Annotated in this window: 18 protein-coding genes; 1 reads left to right on the forward strand and 17 read right to left on the reverse strand. The window is 69.4% G+C overall.

What is annotated here, in order from left to right:
- Window positions 1-38: 38 nt before the first annotated feature.
- The 6 genes from OG828_RS15520 to rpsB all read right to left on the reverse strand — a co-directional run bounded on the left by OG828_RS15520 (window position 39) and on the right by rpsB (window position 5,442).
- The gene (locus tag OG828_RS15520; protein WP_328501483.1) at window positions 39-488 is read right to left on the reverse strand and encodes an SRPBCC family protein; all 450 of its coding nucleotides are present in this window, start codon (window positions 486-488) and stop codon (window positions 39-41) included.
- Between the two features lie 181 nt (window positions 489-669).
- Window positions 670-1,818: a phosphatidate cytidylyltransferase gene (locus OG828_RS15525; protein WP_328355953.1), complete on the reverse strand. Its 1,149-nt coding sequence runs from the start codon at window positions 1,816-1,818 to the stop codon at window positions 670-672.
- Window positions 1,818-2,375, reverse strand: coding sequence for a ribosome recycling factor (gene frr / locus OG828_RS15530; RefSeq protein ID WP_210577498.1), 558 nt, complete (start codon window positions 2,373-2,375; stop codon window positions 1,818-1,820). The genes OG828_RS15525 and frr overlap by 1 nt, the downstream gene beginning before the upstream one ends.
- A gap of 130 nt (window positions 2,376-2,505) precedes the next feature.
- Window positions 2,506-3,264, reverse strand: a complete 759-nt coding sequence (gene pyrH / locus OG828_RS15535; protein ID WP_210577497.1) for a UMP kinase — start codon at window positions 3,262-3,264, stop codon at window positions 2,506-2,508.
- Between the two features lie 186 nt (window positions 3,265-3,450).
- Window positions 3,451-4,287: a translation elongation factor Ts gene (tsf, locus tag OG828_RS15540; protein WP_328355965.1), complete on the reverse strand. Its 837-nt coding sequence runs from the start codon at window positions 4,285-4,287 to the stop codon at window positions 3,451-3,453.
- A 195-nt stretch (window positions 4,288-4,482) separates the two neighbouring features.
- Window positions 4,483-5,442 carry a 30S ribosomal protein S2 gene (gene rpsB, locus OG828_RS15545; protein ID WP_210577493.1) on the reverse strand — a complete coding sequence of 320 codons (960 nt, stop codon included), beginning with the start codon at window positions 5,440-5,442 and terminating at the stop codon, window positions 4,483-4,485.
- Between the two features lie 274 nt (window positions 5,443-5,716).
- On the opposite strand from rpsB, the gene OG828_RS15550 reads away from it, so the two are divergent.
- Window positions 5,717-6,322 carry a M23 family metallopeptidase gene (locus OG828_RS15550; RefSeq protein ID WP_328438371.1) on the forward strand — a complete coding sequence of 202 codons (606 nt, stop codon included), beginning with the start codon at window positions 5,717-5,719 and terminating at the stop codon, window positions 6,320-6,322.
- Between the two features lie 193 nt (window positions 6,323-6,515).
- On the opposite strand, the gene OG828_RS15555 is transcribed toward OG828_RS15550, so the two are convergent.
- The 11 genes from OG828_RS15555 to lepB (OG828_RS15605) form a co-directional block, all read right to left on the reverse strand.
- Window positions 6,516-7,073: a TetR/AcrR family transcriptional regulator gene (locus tag OG828_RS15555; protein WP_328371864.1), complete on the reverse strand. Its 558-nt coding sequence runs from the start codon at window positions 7,071-7,073 to the stop codon at window positions 6,516-6,518.
- Between the two features lie 83 nt (window positions 7,074-7,156).
- Entirely contained in the window at window positions 7,157-7,999 is an 843-nt protein-coding gene (gene whiG, locus OG828_RS15560) for an RNA polymerase sigma factor WhiG (RefSeq protein ID WP_210577488.1), read from the reverse strand.
- Between the two features lie 271 nt (window positions 8,000-8,270).
- On the reverse strand, window positions 8,271-9,431 hold the full coding sequence (dprA, locus tag OG828_RS15565) for a DNA-processing protein DprA (RefSeq protein ID WP_328501484.1): 1,161 nt from the start codon (window positions 9,429-9,431) through the stop codon (window positions 8,271-8,273).
- Window positions 9,428-11,053, reverse strand: a complete 1,626-nt coding sequence (locus tag OG828_RS15570) for a YifB family Mg chelatase-like AAA ATPase (RefSeq protein ID WP_328501485.1) — start codon at window positions 11,051-11,053, stop codon at window positions 9,428-9,430. Before OG828_RS15570 ends, dprA begins: the two co-directional genes overlap by 4 nt.
- Before the next feature lies 1 nt (window position 11,054).
- Entirely contained in the window at window positions 11,055-11,447 is a 393-nt protein-coding gene (locus tag OG828_RS15575; RefSeq protein ID WP_210577482.1) for a YraN family protein, read from the reverse strand.
- Window positions 11,448-11,524: 77 nt separating this feature from the next.
- The gene (locus tag OG828_RS15580; protein WP_003993268.1) at window positions 11,525-11,833 is read right to left on the reverse strand and encodes a DUF2469 domain-containing protein; all 309 of its coding nucleotides are present in this window, start codon (window positions 11,831-11,833) and stop codon (window positions 11,525-11,527) included.
- 56 nt (window positions 11,834-11,889) lie between these two features.
- Window positions 11,890-12,414, reverse strand: a complete 525-nt coding sequence (locus OG828_RS15585; RefSeq protein WP_328501486.1) for an NUDIX hydrolase — start codon at window positions 12,412-12,414, stop codon at window positions 11,890-11,892.
- Window positions 12,404-13,180 carry a signal peptidase I gene (gene lepB, locus OG828_RS15590; protein WP_328501487.1) on the reverse strand — a complete coding sequence of 259 codons (777 nt, stop codon included), beginning with the start codon at window positions 13,178-13,180 and terminating at the stop codon, window positions 12,404-12,406. The genes OG828_RS15585 and lepB (OG828_RS15590) overlap by 11 nt, the downstream gene beginning before the upstream one ends.
- Window positions 13,181-13,250: 70 nt before the next feature.
- Window positions 13,251-14,234: a signal peptidase I gene (gene lepB, locus OG828_RS15595; RefSeq protein ID WP_328355986.1), complete on the reverse strand. Its 984-nt coding sequence runs from the start codon at window positions 14,232-14,234 to the stop codon at window positions 13,251-13,253.
- Complete coding sequence (lepB, locus tag OG828_RS15600) at window positions 14,125-15,216, reverse strand: signal peptidase I (protein WP_328438376.1); 1,092 nt, start codon at window positions 15,214-15,216, stop codon at window positions 14,125-14,127. The genes lepB (OG828_RS15595) and lepB (OG828_RS15600) overlap by 110 nt, the downstream gene beginning before the upstream one ends.
- Entirely contained in the window at window positions 15,209-15,946 is a 738-nt protein-coding gene (gene lepB / locus OG828_RS15605) for a signal peptidase I (protein WP_328355992.1), read from the reverse strand. Before lepB (OG828_RS15605) ends, lepB (OG828_RS15600) begins: the two co-directional genes overlap by 8 nt.
- Window positions 15,947-15,991: the final 45 nt, after the last annotated feature.

Genomic DNA, 15,991 nt, shown 5'->3' on the forward strand with positions numbered 1-15,991 from the left:
CTCAAGTGTCGCAGATCGTTTACGCGCCCCCGAACGGGCTATGGGGTGGGGTTTTCCAGCCGATCCTTGAGGTGCTGCTCGTTGCGCGGGAGCTCCTTGCGGACCTGGGGGCGGACGACCAGGGGCACGAGGAGCCTGCCGATGCCGTGCCCTTCGAAGTCGACCTCCAAGGTCACGCGGGAGCGGCGGCCCTCGTCGAGCGGGTCGATCTCGCCGTGGACATGGCCCCTGACGGGCCCGTCGATGCCCTGCAGGCCCCAGATGCGCGGCGGCTCGTACTCGGTGACCTCCATGGTCATCGGAATGTCGCGGCGGCCGATGTGCCGGATGACCCTCATGTGGGAACCGACCCCCAACGGGCCCTCCTCAAGCTGCTCCGCCGCGACCGCACTCTCCTGCCATTCCGGCAGGTGGGAGGCGTCGCTGAGATACGCGTAGACATCCTCGGGACTGCGGTCGACGACGATCGTTTCTCGGAAGCCTGACATGGTGCCCCCTTCCAGGGCGGCCCCTTCGAGGGTTCCGGAGTGACCCTCTTCGAGGGCTTACAACCGAATCGTCCCACCACGCGGACCAGCTCGCCAAGGAGAAGGCCGAGGGCAAGAACAAGAAGGCCAAGAGCCCTCGCCCCAGTGCTGGGGCGAGGGCTCGGCGAAACTCCTGATGCCGTCAGGCAGACCCGACGAACAGCACCATCAGCAGCCACACCACCGGAGCCGTCGGCAGCAGCGAATCCAGCCGGTCCATGATGCCGCCATGGCCGGGCAGCAGCGTGCCCATGTCCTTGATGCCAAGGTCCCGCTTGATCATGGACTCGCCGAGGTCGCCGAGCGTGGCGCTGGCCGCGACGGCGAGGCCCAGCAGCAGGCCCTGCCACCAGGTGCCGTCGTCGATCAGGAACTCCATGCACAGCGCGCCCGCCGCCATGGCGAAGGCGACCGCGCCGAGCAGGCCCTCGCGGGTCTTGCCGGGGCTGATGCGCGGGGCGAGCTTGTGCCTGCCGAAGCGCCAGCCGACGGCGTACGCGCCCGTGTCGCTGACGACGGCCAGCAGCAGGAACGTCAGCACCCGCCGCGCACCGTCGTCCGCGGTGAGCATCATGGCCACGAACGTGGCGAGGAACGGGATGTAGAAGGCCGCGAAGACGCCCGCCGTGACGTCCTTGAGGTAGCCCTCGGGCGGTTCCGTCATCCTCCAGACCAGCACCGCCAGCGCGGTGAGCGCCATCGCCACCCACGCGCCCTCGGCACCGCGGACGTACCCGGCGACGACCATCGCCGCACCGCCGACCGCGAGCGGCACGAGGGGCGCCTTGATGGCCTTGCGCTCCTGCAGCCGGGACGTCAGCTCCCAGAGGCCCACCACGACGGCGACCGCAATCACACCGACGAACACGGCCTTGACGACGAACAGCGACGCGATGATCACCGCACCGAGCCCGACCCCGACCCCTATGGCCGCACCCAGGTCCCTGCCCGCGCTCTTCTTCTGCGGTGCGGGCGCCGGCTGCGGGGCGTCGGGCATGGGCTCCGGATTCTGCTGCGCCGCCCGGTAGGACGTCCCGTCGGGCGTCCCATAGGACGACGTCTGCGGCGTGTCGTCGCGGAACAAGGGGCCGCCCAGCCGAGCGGCCCCCCGGTCGTCATCCTGGTCTCCGCCATACGCGGGTACCTCGGGCACGATGGGCATGGGGCGAGTCTGCTGCGCGTTGTGCGCATCGTACGCGGGACCCGCCGGGGCAGCCCCCGGGACAGGCCCGCGGTCGGACGGCACCCAGTACCCGGCTTGTGGTGGCGCCCCCCAGGAAGAGTCGTTCATCAGACCTCGAGCAGCTCCGCTTCCTTGTGCTTGAGAAGCTCGTCCACCTGTGCGACGTACTTGTGGGTGGTGTCGTCGAGCTCCTTCTCCGCACGGCGGCCCTCGTCCTCGCCGATGTCGCCGTCCTTGATCGCCTTGTCGACGGCGTCCTTGGCCTTGCGGCGGACGGAGCGGATGGACACCCGCGCGTCCTCGGCCTTGGACTTGGCGACCTTGATGTAGTCGCGGCGGCGCTCCTCGGTGAGCTCGGGGAACACCACTCGGATGATGTTGCCGTCGTTGCTCGGGTTGACGCCCAGATCGGAGTCGCGGATCGCCTGCTCGATGTTGCGCAGCGCGCTCTTGTCGAACGGGGTCACCACCGCCATACGCGGCTCCGGCACGGAGAACGAAGCCAGCTGGTTGATCGGCGTCGGCGCCCCGTAGTAGTCGGCCACGATCTTGTTGAACATCGCCGGGTGCGCACGGCCGGTGCGGATCGCGGCGAAGTCCTCCTTGGCGACCACGACGGCCTTCTCCATCTTCTCCTCGGCCTCGAGGAGGGTCTCTTCGATCACCACTTGCTCCTGCGTGTCTTGAGTAGGCCCGGCTGCGGTTCCTTGCGGGGGGCGGCGGCCGGCTGCGTCGCGTCTTCCTTCTGCACGTTTCCCGACCGGCAGAACATTGTCCATCCCCCGGTCAGGGTCATCAGCCCTGGCTGTCTTGGTCACCCACAAGCGTGCCGATCTTCTCACCCTTGACGGCGCGCGCGATATTGCCCTCGGCCAGAAGCTCGAAGACGAGGATCGGCAGCTTGTTGTCGCGGCACAGGGTGATGGCGGTCATGTCGGCGACCTTGAGGTCGCGGGTGATGACCTCGCCGTAGCCGAGGGAGTCGAAGCGCACGGCGTCCGGGTTGGTCTTCGGGTCGGAGTCGTAGACCCCGTCCACGCCGTTCTTGCCCATCAGCAGCGCCTCGGCGTCGATCTCCAGGGCGCGCTGGGCTGCGGTGGTGTCGGTGGAGAAGTACGGCATGCCCATACCGGCGCCGAAGATGACCACGCGGCCCTTCTCCAGGTGCCGTACGGCCCGCAGCGGGATGTACGGCTCGGCGACCTGCCCCATGGTGATGGCGGTCTGCACCCGGCTGTCGATGCCCTCCTTCTCCAGGAAGTCCTGGAGGGCGAGGCAGTTCATCACCGTGCCGAGCATGCCCATGTAGTCGGAGCGGGCCCGGTCCATGCCGCGCTGCTGCAGTTCGGCGCCACGGAAGAAGTTGCCGCCGCCGATGACGACCGCGATCTGCGCCCCGTCGCGCACGACGGCCGCGACCTCGCGGGCGATCTTGTGCACCACGTCAGGGTCGACGCCCAGGCCCCCGCCGCCGGAGAACGCCTCTCCGGACAGCTTCAGCATGAACCGGCCGCGTACTTTGCCGTCGTCGCTCTTCTGGGGCTTGGTGGTCATGGAGATTTCGCCTCTTCACGTGTCGCACATACGAAGAAGGCCATTGCCGATGGGGTGGGTGCTCCCATGTGCGGCAATGGCCTCCTCGTCAGATCTGCTGTCGTCCGCCACGCACGCGTGCGCGACGTCGTCCGCGGACGACTGCTGTCGACCCTATCGGGGTCGCGCGTCGATCGCGGTACGGACTCAGATGCCGACCTTGATGCGCGAGAAGCGCTTCAGGGTGACACCGGCCTCGTCCAGGATCTTCTGGACGGACTTCTTGTTGTCGAGCGCGTACGGCTGGCCCAGCAGCGTGGCGTCCTTGAAGAAGCCGTTGAGGCGACCCTCGACGATCTTCGGCAGGGCGGCCTCGGGCTTGCCCTCGGCGCGGGTGGTCTCCTCGGCGACACGGCGCTCGGACTCGACGACCTCGGCCGGGACGTCCTCCTTGGAGAGGTACTTCGGCGCGAAGGCGGCGATGTGCTGGGCGACGCCCTTGGCGACCTCGGCGTTCGGCTTGTCGAGCTCGACGAGGACACCGATCTGCGGCGGCAGGTCGGGCATCGTGCGGTGCATGTACGCCGTCACGAAGCCGTCGCCGAACTGCGCGAAGCGGTCCAGGACGATCTTCTCGCCCAGGTTGGCGTTGGCCTCGTCGACGAACGCCTGAACGGTCTTGCCGGGCTCGATCTCGGAGGCGAGCAGCGCCTCGAGGTCGGCCGGAGCGGTCTTGGCGACGTGCTCGGCGATGGCGTTGGCGGCGGCCTGGAACTTCTCACCCTTGGCGACGAAGTCCGTCTCGCACTTCAGCTCGACCAGGACACCGGAGGAGTTGTCGTCGGCGATGACGGAGACCACGGCGCCGTTCTCGGCGGAGCGGCCCTCGCGCTTGGCGACGCCCTTCTGGCCCTTGATACGGAGCGCCTCGACGGCCTTCTCGACGTTGCCATCGGCCTCGTCCAGCGCCTTCTTGCAGTCCATCATGCCGGCGCCGGTGAGCTCACGGAGCTTCTTGACGTCGGCGGCGGTGTAGTTCGCCATGATCTGTGAATCTCTTCTCGGAGTTCGAAGTCTCGAAGTCGGCGGCGGCCGCGGCTTGAGCGGCGTACGCCGAAGATCTACGGGCTACGAAGATCTGCGGACTCCGCAGATCTAGAGGCTGCGGGTGAACGGCGGGTGGCGTGGTCGACGCCACCCGCCGTCACTTTCAGCCATACGGCCCTACGACCCAGAGGGTCAGGCCTGCTCGCCCTCGGCGGCCGGAGCAGCCTCGGCAACCTCGGCGGCGGGAGCCTCAGCGGCAGGGGCCTCGGTCTCGGCGGCGGGAGCCTCAGCAGCGGGCGCCTCGGCCTCGGCGGCGGGAGCCTCGGCAGCCGGCGCCTCAGCAGCGGCCTCGGCGGCCGGAGCGGCCTCCTCGGCCTTCTTCTCACCCTCGAGCAGGTCGCGCTCCCACTCGGCGAGCGGCTCACTCGCGGCCTTCTCGCCCTTGCCCTCCGTCGCCACGCCGGAACGGGCGATGAGGCCCTCGGCGACGGCGTCGGCGATCACACGGGTGAGCAGGGTGACGGAGCGGATCGCGTCGTCGTTGCCCGGGATCTTGTAGTCGACCTCGTCGGGGTCGCAGTTGGTGTCGAGGATGGCGACAACCGGAATGTTGAGCTTCCGGGCCTCGCCGACCGCGATGTGCTCCTTCTTGGTGTCCACGATCCAGACGGCGCTGGGCACCTTCTGCATCTCGCGGATACCACCGAGGGTCTTCTCCAGCTTGGCCTTCTCGCGCGAGAGCACGAGAAGCTCCTTCTTGGTCAGACCCGAGGCCGCGACGTCCTCGAAGTCGATCTGCTCGAGCTCCTTGAGGCGCTGCAGACGCTTGTAGACGGTCGAGAAGTTGGTGAGCATGCCGCCCAGCCAGCGCTGGTTGACGTAGGGCATGCCGACGCGGGTGGCCTGCTCGGCGATGGCCTCCTGCGCCTGCTTCTTCGTACCGACGAACATGACCGTGCCGCCGTGGGCGACGGTCTCCTTGACGAACTCGTAGGCGCGGTCGATGTACGACAGCGACTGGAGCAGGTCGATGATGTAGATGCCGTTGCGCTCCGTGAAGATGAATCGCTTCATCTTCGGGTTCCAACGACGGGTCTGGTGACCGAAGTGGACGCCGCTTTCCAGCAGCTCCCGCATCGTGACGACGGCCATGGCCGTTCTCCTTGAGTTTCTCGGTTGTGCCGCGGGTGCCGGATCAGCACTCGCGCCTGACGCCCACATGCGCCGTGCCACGAAGGACCGAGGAGCGCTGACACAGGGACCGTTTCCGGTCGCTGTGTCGGGGCGTGCGAAGTCGACCCGGTGACCCGGATCGCCAGAAGAAGTGTACGGGACCCGCGAGGTACCGGGTGACGCCGCTGTCCACAACCCGGGAGTAGTCCACAGGTCCCGGCCATGATCGGCCGCTGTGCGGGACCGTTCCCCCATGTCACCTGCGCAAGCGAAACGATCTGCGGTCACCTGGGCGGGCCTCCTGCTCGTCCTGACCCTCGCGGCCCTCGTGCCCGTCGCATGGGCCGAAACCCCGGCCGCCGTGCCCGCGGCACCTCCGGCTCCCGACCACCCGGTCCCGGCCATCGCCCGCACCTGGCCGGTGGGGGTACGCCCTTCGGTGGTACGAGGCTGGGAGCCTCCGGCGACGACATACGGCCGCGGCCACCGCGGCGTCGACCTCACGGCCACCCCCGGCACACCCGTGCGAGCGGTGGCACCGGGCCGGGTGTCCTTCGCGGGCCGAGTGGCCGGAAAGGGCGTCATCTCGGTGGAACTGACAGAAACGGGCGCCCCACCCCTGCGAACGACCTACGAACCGGTGACCCCTTCACTGAAGAAGGGCGACGAGGTGGAGGCAGGCGAGGTGGTGGGGACAGTGGAGACGGGCGGCTCACACTGCACGACGAGATGCATCCACTGGGGCCTGCTCAGGGGCGAGACGTACCTGAACCCACTGAAGCTACTGCCGCCGTGGCTCCTGCACAGGGGCCCATCAAGGCTTCTACCGGTCCTGGACGCACCTCCACCTGTGCACTAGCTGCGGGCATTCGTGCCGCGTGGGCGGCGCCCACCCAGCAGGCGAGGAGTGATGCCGTCAGCCTGCGGGCAGTCGTGCCGCCTGGGGCGATGGGGGTCCCCCCGCTCGAGCGAAGCCGAGAGTGGGGGAGGGTGGGCGCAGGCGGCACCCAGTCAGCGCCGGGCTGCGCGACGCACCCCACAGCAACCCCCACTCAGCCGCACACACCCCGCAACGCCATAGCCACGGCCGCATCCGTAATCGCCGAAGGCTCCTCCGCGGCCCCCAGCTCAATCCGCCGCACAGCCGCATCCACCACACCCTGCAGCAACATCGCAGCAAGCCGAGGCTCCGCGTGCCCCAACTCCCCCAACGCCTCGACGATCATCGCGACCAGCCCCCCATGCGCGGCCCGGATCTTCTCCCGGGCCCCCGCATCCAGCTCACTCGCGGAGATCGCGACCACGGCACGGTGCCGCCGGTCCCCGACCAGCGCCAGCTGCTGCCGCACATACGCCTCGACCTTGCCCTCGGGCGTACCGGCCCGCTCCATGGCCGCCGACACCTCCGCCGCCCACACGGGAAAGTCGACCTCGCACAGCTCCTCGACCACGGCGGCCCGCGACCGGAAGTACTCGTACACGGACGACCGCGCAAGCCCCGTCCGCTCGGCGAGGGCCGGAAAGGTCAGCGCCTCCGTCCCACCCTCGGACAGCAAAGACCGAGCCGCGTCCAGCAGGGCGGCTCGCTGCATCGACCGGTGCTCGGCCACAGAGGCCGCTCGAATCCTTGGCACGTCAAACACTGTACGGACGCACCGCCCGCGAGGGGAGTCACTCCCGCCCGCTCCCCCGCTCAGCGGCCGAAACTCGCCAGCTTCGCCCGCAGCTGGAGCACGGACTTGGTGTGGATCTGGCTGACCCGGCTCTCGGTCACCCCCAACACGTTCCCGATCTCGGCGAGCGTGAGGCCCTCGTAGTAGTACAGCGTGACCACGGTCTTCTCCCGCTCGGGCAACGTGTTGATCGCCCGCGCCAGGAACCGCCTCAGCTCCCGGTCCTCGGCCACCTCCACGGGGTTGTCCGCGGCGGTGTCCTCCAGCGTGTCCATGAGGCTCAGCCGGTCGCCTCCCTCACCCCCCACATGCAGCAGCTCCTCCAGCGCCACCACGTTGGCCAGCGACAACTGGCTGAAGACCGAGTGGAGTTCGTCCACCGCGATCCCCATCTCGGCGGCCACCTCCCCCTCCGACGGTGTCCGCCTGAGCTTCGCCTCCAGCGTCGCGTACGCCCGCTCCACGTTGCGCGCCTTCTGCCGCACCGACCGCGGAATCCAGTCCAGCGCCCGCAGCTCGTCGATCATCGCGCCCCGGATCCGGGTGATCGCGTACGTCTCGAACTTGATCTCCCGGTCGATGTCGAACTTCTCGATCGCGTCGATCAGCCCGAACACCCCGGAGGAGACGAAGTCCGCCTGCTCGACGTTGGGCGGCAGCCCCACGCTCACCCGGCCGGCGACGTACTTCACGAGCGGCGAGTAGTGCAGGATCAGCTGCTCGCGCAGCCGCTCGTCCCCCGTCGCCTTGTACGACCGCCACAACTCGTCGAGCGTCGAGGGAGCGGGCGGCCGCACGCTGCCACCGTCACGGGCGGCTGGGGGGATCGCCGCCCGGTCGGACCCGGAAGTGTGCTGGGGCATTCGTTGCCTTGTGCCGTTCTGCCGTGAAGTGGGGGTGCCTGGGTGAGCTGTCGGTCTGATGTGGAGTTGCCGGTCTGCGCTTGGATCCTCGTGAGCGTAGCGTGACTGAAGTGTCGCAGTGCGCGAACGGCGAGCCGGAAGGCGTGCGCAGATACGTTCCGCTGGACGCACCGCCGGGTCACGATGATCGCTCTACGTGATCACCGGCGGGTGCCAACTGCGGGAAATCCCAAGGCCGTCGGGGTTCCCCCGGACGGCCGAACACGCTCGGTCAGCGGTCGTGCCGACCGTCACGGACGGAGATCATTGCCTGGCGTGTCAACTTCCAGCCATCGCCGTGTCGTTCGACGTAACCAAGTGCTCGGAGTTCGTACAGTCTCGCGATCGTGTCGTCCTCCGTCGTCTGCGCGCCGCGCGCGATCTCGTCCGCCGCCGCGGCACGGCGGGCGGGCAGGGCGGCCAGCACCCGGCGGGCGCCCGGTTCCAGCAGGTCCCGCGGCAGCACGGGACCTCGCCGGTCCGGGGCCAGCTCGCCCATGTCACCGACCAGCTCCACGACATCCGCGGCGTCGGTGACCAGCACGGCGTCCGCGCGCAGAAGTTCGTGCACCCCGGCCGAGAGTCCGCTGGTGGCCGGCCCGGGTACGCCCATCGTGAACCGCCCCAGCCGCTGCGCGGCCCGTGCCGTGACCAGCGATCCACTCCGATAGGCGGCCTCCACGACCACGGTGCCCCGGGTGAGCGCGGCGATCACTCTGTTCCGCAGCACGAATCTGCTCGGCGTCGGATGATCACCGGGCGGCAACTCGCCGATCACCAGCCCCTGTTCGGCGATCCGGGTGATCAACTCGGTGTGGCCGCGCGGGTAGGGCCGGTCGACTCCGCAGGCGAGTACGGCGACGGTGGCACCGCCGGCGCCGAGGGCACCGCGGTGTGCGGCGCCGTCCACTCCGTAGGCCCCGCCGGACACGACCACCCATCCGCGCTCGGCCAGCCCGGCGGCGAGCGTGACGGCCATGTGCGCGCCGTACTCCGTGCAGGCCCGCGCGCCCACCACGGCGACCGACCTCAGCGCCCATATGCGCAGGCTGGGCCGCCCACGCACCCACAGCCCCAGCGGCCGGACATCGCCCAGATCATCCAACTGCCCAGGCCACTCGGCATCCCCCGGCGACACGAACCGCACCCCGGCCTCCCGGGCTACGCCAAGATCCCGCCGAGGCTCGGCCGCCTGAGCCCTGGCCCGCAACCCGGCCCACCGCTTGTCGGTAACCCCGGCAAGCTGCGGCCCACCCTCCCGCAACACCCGCGCCACCTCCACGGCCCCCAACTCCCGCACCCACCGCCCACCGACCTCGTCGCCGGGCTCGATGACGCGACTGAGGAAGACACGGGCGAGCAGTTCGTCGGCCGGGTCGTCGCCACCGTTCACGTCATGGCCCCGATGGCCATGGGCACGCCGCGGGGCACCCCGGTGCGCAGTTGCAGGGCCAGGGCGACGTCCGTCGCATCGGGCCGGTCGTGGCCGAGGAGGTCGGCGACGGTCCAGGCGACGCGCAGCACACGGTCCAGTCCGCGAGCGGTGAGTACGCCCCGCTCGAGGTTCCGTTCCGCTTCGTCCATGGCGCCGCGGGCGGCGAACCATCGGCTGCGCAGCTCACGTCCGGGGACTTCGCTGTTGGTGCGCCATGGAGTGCCGGCCAGGCGGGCCGCCGCCCGCTCCCTGGCGCCGCGCACCCGGTCGGCGACCGTCGCAGTGGATTCGCCCCGGGCGCCGCGCTCGGTCAGCTGTGCCCTCGTGACGCGGTCCACCTCGACCCGGAGGTCCACCCGGTCCAGGAGGGGGCCGGACAGCCTGGCCTGGTAGCGGCGGATCGACGACGGCGGGCAGTCGCAGAAGTCGTCCTTCACGGAGAAGCGCCCGCAGGGGCAGGGGTTGGCCGCGAGCACCATCTGGAACTTCGCCGGGAAGCGTACGACGCCGGCGCTGCGCGCGATCACGACGTGCCCCGCTTCCAGCGGCTGCCGCAGGCCGTCCAGGGCCTGACTGCTGAACTCGGGCGTCTCGTCCAAAAAGAGCACGCCCCGGTGGGAGAGCGACACCGCACCGGGCCGGGCAATGGAGGCGCCGCCACCGACGAGCGCCTGCATCGTCGCCGAGTGGTGCGGGGCGCAATACGGGGCGACGTCGATCAGGGGTTTGCCCGGCGGCAGCAGACCCGCCACCGAGTGCACCGCCGTGACCTCCAGCGACTCCTGCCGGCTGAGCGGGGGCAGGATGGCGGGCAGCCGCTCCGCGAGCATGGTCTTCCCCGCGCCGGGCGGCCCTTCGAGGAACAGGTGGTGGCCGCCCGCCGCGGCGACCTCCACTGCCGTACGCGCCGAGATCTGGCCGACGACATCGGCGAGGTCATGGCCGTGATCGGGCTGCGCGGTGCCCATGCTGTGCATGCCCGTGGCCGCACCTGTGCCGGGTACGCGCAGGCCGGCCAGGAGTGGGTCGGGGCGGCCTTGTTCCTCCGGTTCCTCCTCCGGCACGGGCTCGTCGGCGAGAACGGCGATCAACTGGCGCAGGCTGCGCACACCCAGTACGGACACGCCGGGCACCAAGGTGGCCTCGGCGGCGGCGCACTCGGGCACGACCACCTGCTCATAGCCCGCGTCGGCCGCGGCCAGTACGGCGGGCAGGATGCCCCGCACCGGGCGCACCCTGCCGTCCAGCCCCAGCTCCCCGATCATCACGATGTCGGCGAGCACTCGTGGATCGATCCGTTCGGCGGCGCCGAGAACGGCACATGCGACGGCCAGATCGAAGCCGCTGCCCGCCTTCGGCACCGACGCCGGGCTGAGCCCCACCGTCAGCTTCTTGGCGGGCCACTCCGCTCCCGAATTCACCACCGCAGCCCGAACCCGATCCCGACTCTCCGTCAGGCTCTTGTCCGGCAACCCCACCAGCGTGAACGCGGCGACCCCGGGTTCCAGGTCGGCCTGGACCTCGACGACGACGCCCTCGACGCCGACCAGTGCCACCGAGCACGTACGAGCGAACCCCATGTCAGGCCACCCCCCGCGCGTGCTCGACGACGGCGGCGCCGCGGCGGGGCAGGACGACTCCGATGAGGTCGATGCGGACGCCTCCCGGCGGGGCTCCTCCGTGTTCCTGCACCCAGCGTTCCGCCAGACGGCGCAGGCGATCGGTCTTGGCGGGCGTGATCGCCGCCATCGGATGCTCGAAGGGCCCGGCCCTGCGGGTCTTCACCTCGCAGACCACCAGGACGTCGCCGTCCCTCGCCACGATGTCGATCTCACCTGTGCGTCCACAGCGCCAGTTGCGCTCCAGGACCGTCATCCCGACCGCGGCCAGTCGCCGTGCGGCCAGGTCTTCGCCGTACCTGCCGAGTCCACCTCGTGCGTTCATGTCGGCACCACCTCCGGCGCCAACCGTCACGCAATCGAGCAGATCATGTTGATCTTGGTGAACTACTCACCGGTTGTGGAAAACTCCGTCACCCCTGCGGAGGACGCTCACCCACTCGGCAGTTCCAGATCGCTCTTGTTCAGCTCCTCGATGTTCACGTCCTTGAACGTGAGCACCCGGACCTGCTTCACGAACCGAGCCGGCCGGTACATGTCCCACACCCACGCGTCCGCCATGGACACTTCGAAGAACACCTCACCCTGGACCGAGTGCACCTGCATCTCGTAGTCGTTGGTCAGATAGAAGCGGCGCTCGGTCTCGATCACGTATTTGAACAGACCGACGACATCGCGGTACTCCCGGTAGAGCTTCAGCTCCATCTCGGTCTCGTACTTTTCGAGGTCCTCGGCGCTCATGGCATGTTCCCCTTCAGCCGTGCGATCCCACCATTGTGCGCCAGTCCCGTGAGCCCCTAGACGATTTCTGTGTCAAGGATCTCGGGCCTGGCCGGGGGACCTTCGTCGAGCAGCCTGCGCAGCAGCTCGGCGAGTCTGGTCGGATACACCGTCTCATGCGCCCGGGTCAGTTCCTCACAGGTCCACCAACGTGCTCCGGAGACACTGCGCCGCTCCAGCTCGGTGAGGCCCGCGGCCCGCGTGGCCGTCTGGGTCGTACAGGCCAGGTAGTACCACTCGTCCTGGTCCCAGCGCCGGCCCGCGAACGGGAACGAGCACGTCCGCCGCCAGAGCACCGGACCGAGCTCGACCTCGGTGATCCCGGTCTCCTCCGCGAGTTCCCTCAGAGCGGCCTGCTCACGGGTCTCATCGCCCTCCAGGCCGCCCCCGGGCGTGAACCACCAGTCGTCCGCCCGATCGTCCGGCTCATGGCCGTGCAGCAGCAGAATGCGGTCCTCCGGGTCGAGGAGGACGACCCGGGCCACCTTGCGCAGCCCGCCTTCGTACGATTCCACGCCCGCGTCCGTCGCCTCAGCGGGCACCGGCGGACCCCGGGTTCGTCCGGTCGCGGGAGCCGAACCGCTTGGCGATCGGGCCGTACGCCCCACCGCCGAGGACGAGGACCCCGCCGACGATCACCAGCGCGACGATCGTACGCAGCGGTCCGGGCGAGGACAGGGCGCCGAGCGTCTCGAAGCCGCTGGGGCTCTGCAGCATTCCGTCCATGGGCCAGGCGACCGCGTCGACCCGGGCGCTGACGGCGCTGCGCGCCACCGTGCCGCTGGCGGCGTCGGTCAGGTGGGCGGTGGAGTCCAGGGAGCCCTGGCGTTCGTCGCCGAGCAGGAACAGCCGCCCCTCGGGGACCGTCACGTTCGGGAAGTCCGTGATCTCGGCCGCGCTGCCCCCCGGCAGATACGGTTCGTCGATCTGCTTGCCGTTGACGGTCAGCTTGCCGTCGGTGCAGCAGCCGACGGTGTCCCCACCGACGGCGACGACCCGCTTGACCACGGGCGCGTTGGTCACCCAGGTCTTGTCCCGGAAGACGACGACGTCACCCCGGCGCACGTCGGCGCCGTCGACCCGCTCCGCGAGCACCCGGCTGCCCATGTCGATCGTCGGCGACATCGAGCTGGTGGGCACGGTGTACGGCCGATAGACGACCGCGCCCCACGCGAATCCGCCGAGGAACAGCACAAGGCCCAGCGCCACGGCCGCTCCGGACAACCGCTGTCCGATCCGGCCGCCCGCCGGGCTCCTGTCCACCCCACCGCTGCGCGGGGCCGTACGCGTCGTGCTCTCGCCACCCATGGGTCCGCACCCTACCCGGGGGTACGGCACCGGGTCAGCCCAAGTTCTGGTTCATAAACCGGCCGGGTCCCTACTCGGAGACCTTCCGGTACTCGGCAGCCTTCCGACGCCGCCGCACCAGCACCAGCGGCACAGCCCCTACGAGCGCCAGGGCACCCGGCGAAGTGACCGCGACCGCCGCCTGGGCGCTGAGGCCGGGCTGGTCGAAGGTGTCCGGGACCGGGAGCGTGCCCCAGCGGTTGATCGGCCAGGCCTTGACGATGGCACGGCCGACGACCTTGTCCACCGGGACCATGCCCTTGTTCGCGTCCGACGTGTTGTAGCGGGAGTCGCGGGAGTTCTGCCGGTGGTCGCCCATGACCCAGATAAAGCCCTCGGGGACCTTCACCTTGAACTGGCCGCCCTGGTCGTCGACGCTGCACGGGGTGTTGCCCGGGTAGACGTACGACGACTCGTTCAGCGCCTTGCCGTTGACCTTCAGCGGGCCCGTGCCCTTGCACTCGATGGTGTCGCCGCCGACGCCGACCACGCGCTTGATGAGGTCCTTCTCCTCCGCGGACGGCATCAGGCCGATCCAGCTGAGGAAGGTCTGCAGCGCGTTCGGGTCGGTCGTGGGCTCGCCCGCCAGCCAGTTGTCCGGGTCGTGGAAGACGACGACCTCGCCGCGCTCGGGCTCGGAGCCGAACCAGGGTGTGAGCTTGTCGACCAGGACGCGGTCACCCTGCTGGAGGGTGTTCTGCATCGAGTCGGACGGGATCGAGAACGCCTGCACCAGGAAGGTCTTGATCAGCAGCGCGAGAATCAGCGCGATACCGATCAGGATGGGCAGCTCCTTCCAGAAGGAGCGCGGCGGCTTCTTCGCCTGGGGGGTCGAGTCGCCGGGCCCCCGGCCCCCGGTCGGGTTCTGCTGGTCCGCCGTTGTGCCGTCGTCGGCCGCCCCGGAGTCATTCCCGGAGGTCACGGCGCTGTCCGCGGCCGGGACAGCTGCTTCCACGGGGCGCCCGCGGTCCTCGCCGTCTTGTCCGGACCGTGCGCCAACCGCCACATCCCCCACGCCAACTCCTTACTCTGTGCCGCCGCCTGCCCCATGCGCGGCGCAGGCCCACTACTCCCATAACGAGCGGGAGTTCCGCAGGGGTCGGGAGCTGGATCGTTCCGTTCGGATCGTCGGGTGCAACCCTATGCGACAGCTGGGGAGCCGCGGTCGACCCGGACGTCGAGTCGGTCACGGAAGCGTACGTTTTTGGTTCGTTCAGGGAGTTCCAGTGGTTGAAGGGCCAGGCGATGACCATGGCCCGGCCCACCACTTCCTCCTCGGAGACCGTGCCGCCGTATTCCTGGTCCTGGTGCGAGCGGGAGTCCGCGGAGTTGCTGCGGTGGTCGCCCATCACCCACAGGCGTCCCTGCGGGACGGTGATGTCGAACCGGGTCTGGGACGGGGCGTTGCCGGGATAGAGATAGTCACCCTCCTCCAGCGGAACGCCGTTGACGGTCACCCGTCCTTGCGTGTCACAGCACTTGACGCGGTCGCCGCCGACTCCGACGACCCGCTTGATGAGGTCCTTCTCGTTGTCGGACGGCAGCAGGCCGATGAAGGTGAGCCCTTCCTTGACCTGCTTGACGATGATGGGGTCTTCCTTCTTGGTGGTGCTCACCTCGTCCTGGAGCCAGCCACCGGGGTCCTTGAAGACGACGACGTCCCCGCGCGCCGGCTTGGAGCCGAACCACGGGGTGAACTTGTCGACCAGGACGCGGTCGCCGATCTGGATCGTCTGCTCCATCGAGCCGGACGGGATCACGAAGGCCTGGACGAGAAACGTCTTCAGGACGAGGGCTATCAGGACGGCCACACCGACGAGGAGCGGTATCTCCTTGGCGGCGGACCGCCTGCGGCGCCGCTTGACCTTCCGCTGAAGCTTGCGCCGCTCGGCCCGGGTACGGCCGCCGCCCGGGGACGATGCCCGCCGGACGCCGGTGGGCAGCAGATTGTCGGCTGCGTGTGCGGAAATCCCACGCGGCCTACCGCGGTTACCCATGGGCACCCGCCCCTGTGGACTCCCTCGCCTCCGCGGCCGGCACGCGCGCGTACACGTCGGGGCGGTGGAGGCGGGTGGCGTGGCTCGCGGGCCATACGATCCCGTCGGCCCGGCCCACGACGAAGTCCACGGGGATCATGCCGCCGCCCGGTGAGCCGAGGTGGTCGCGGGAGTCGCTGGACTCGCTGCGGTGGTCGCCGAGGACGAACAGGGTGCCCTCCGGCACGACGACGTCGAAGGGCACCGTGGACGGGCTGTCACCGGGGTACAGGAACGACGACTCGTCGACCGACCGGCCGTTCACCACGATCCTCCCCTCCTTGTCACAGCAGACCACGTGGTCTCTCCCCACACCGACAACGCGTTTGATGTAGTCCGCGTCCCCGAAATACCCGGTTCCGTCGAACACGATCACATCGCCACGCCGCGGCTGAGCACCGAAACGGTACGCCAACTTATTTACGAGAACGCGGTCCCCGATCCTCAATCCGTGCTCCATGGATCCGCTGGGAATCTGGAACGGCCGCACCACGAACGCGTTGAGCAGCAGGAGAAACAGCAGGCAGACAAGCAGGGTCAGGCTGATCCGCCCGCCGGGGAGCCAGTCGGTGATCCGCGAGACCAACGCGGAACGCGACCGTCCCTCCTGCCCCTCTGTGTCCGAGATCTCCTCGGATGCGAAAGGGCGGGAGGAGCGGTCGCGCTCCGTCGGCTGTGCTTCGGTGTCCATCGGAGCCAGATGCTATCCGGCCCCGCTGTGACCTCCGAGAAGCGC

The sequence above is a fragment of the Streptomyces sp. NBC_00457 genome, assembly GCF_036014015.1.
GTDB lineage: Bacteria > Actinomycetota > Actinomycetes > Streptomycetales > Streptomycetaceae > Streptomyces.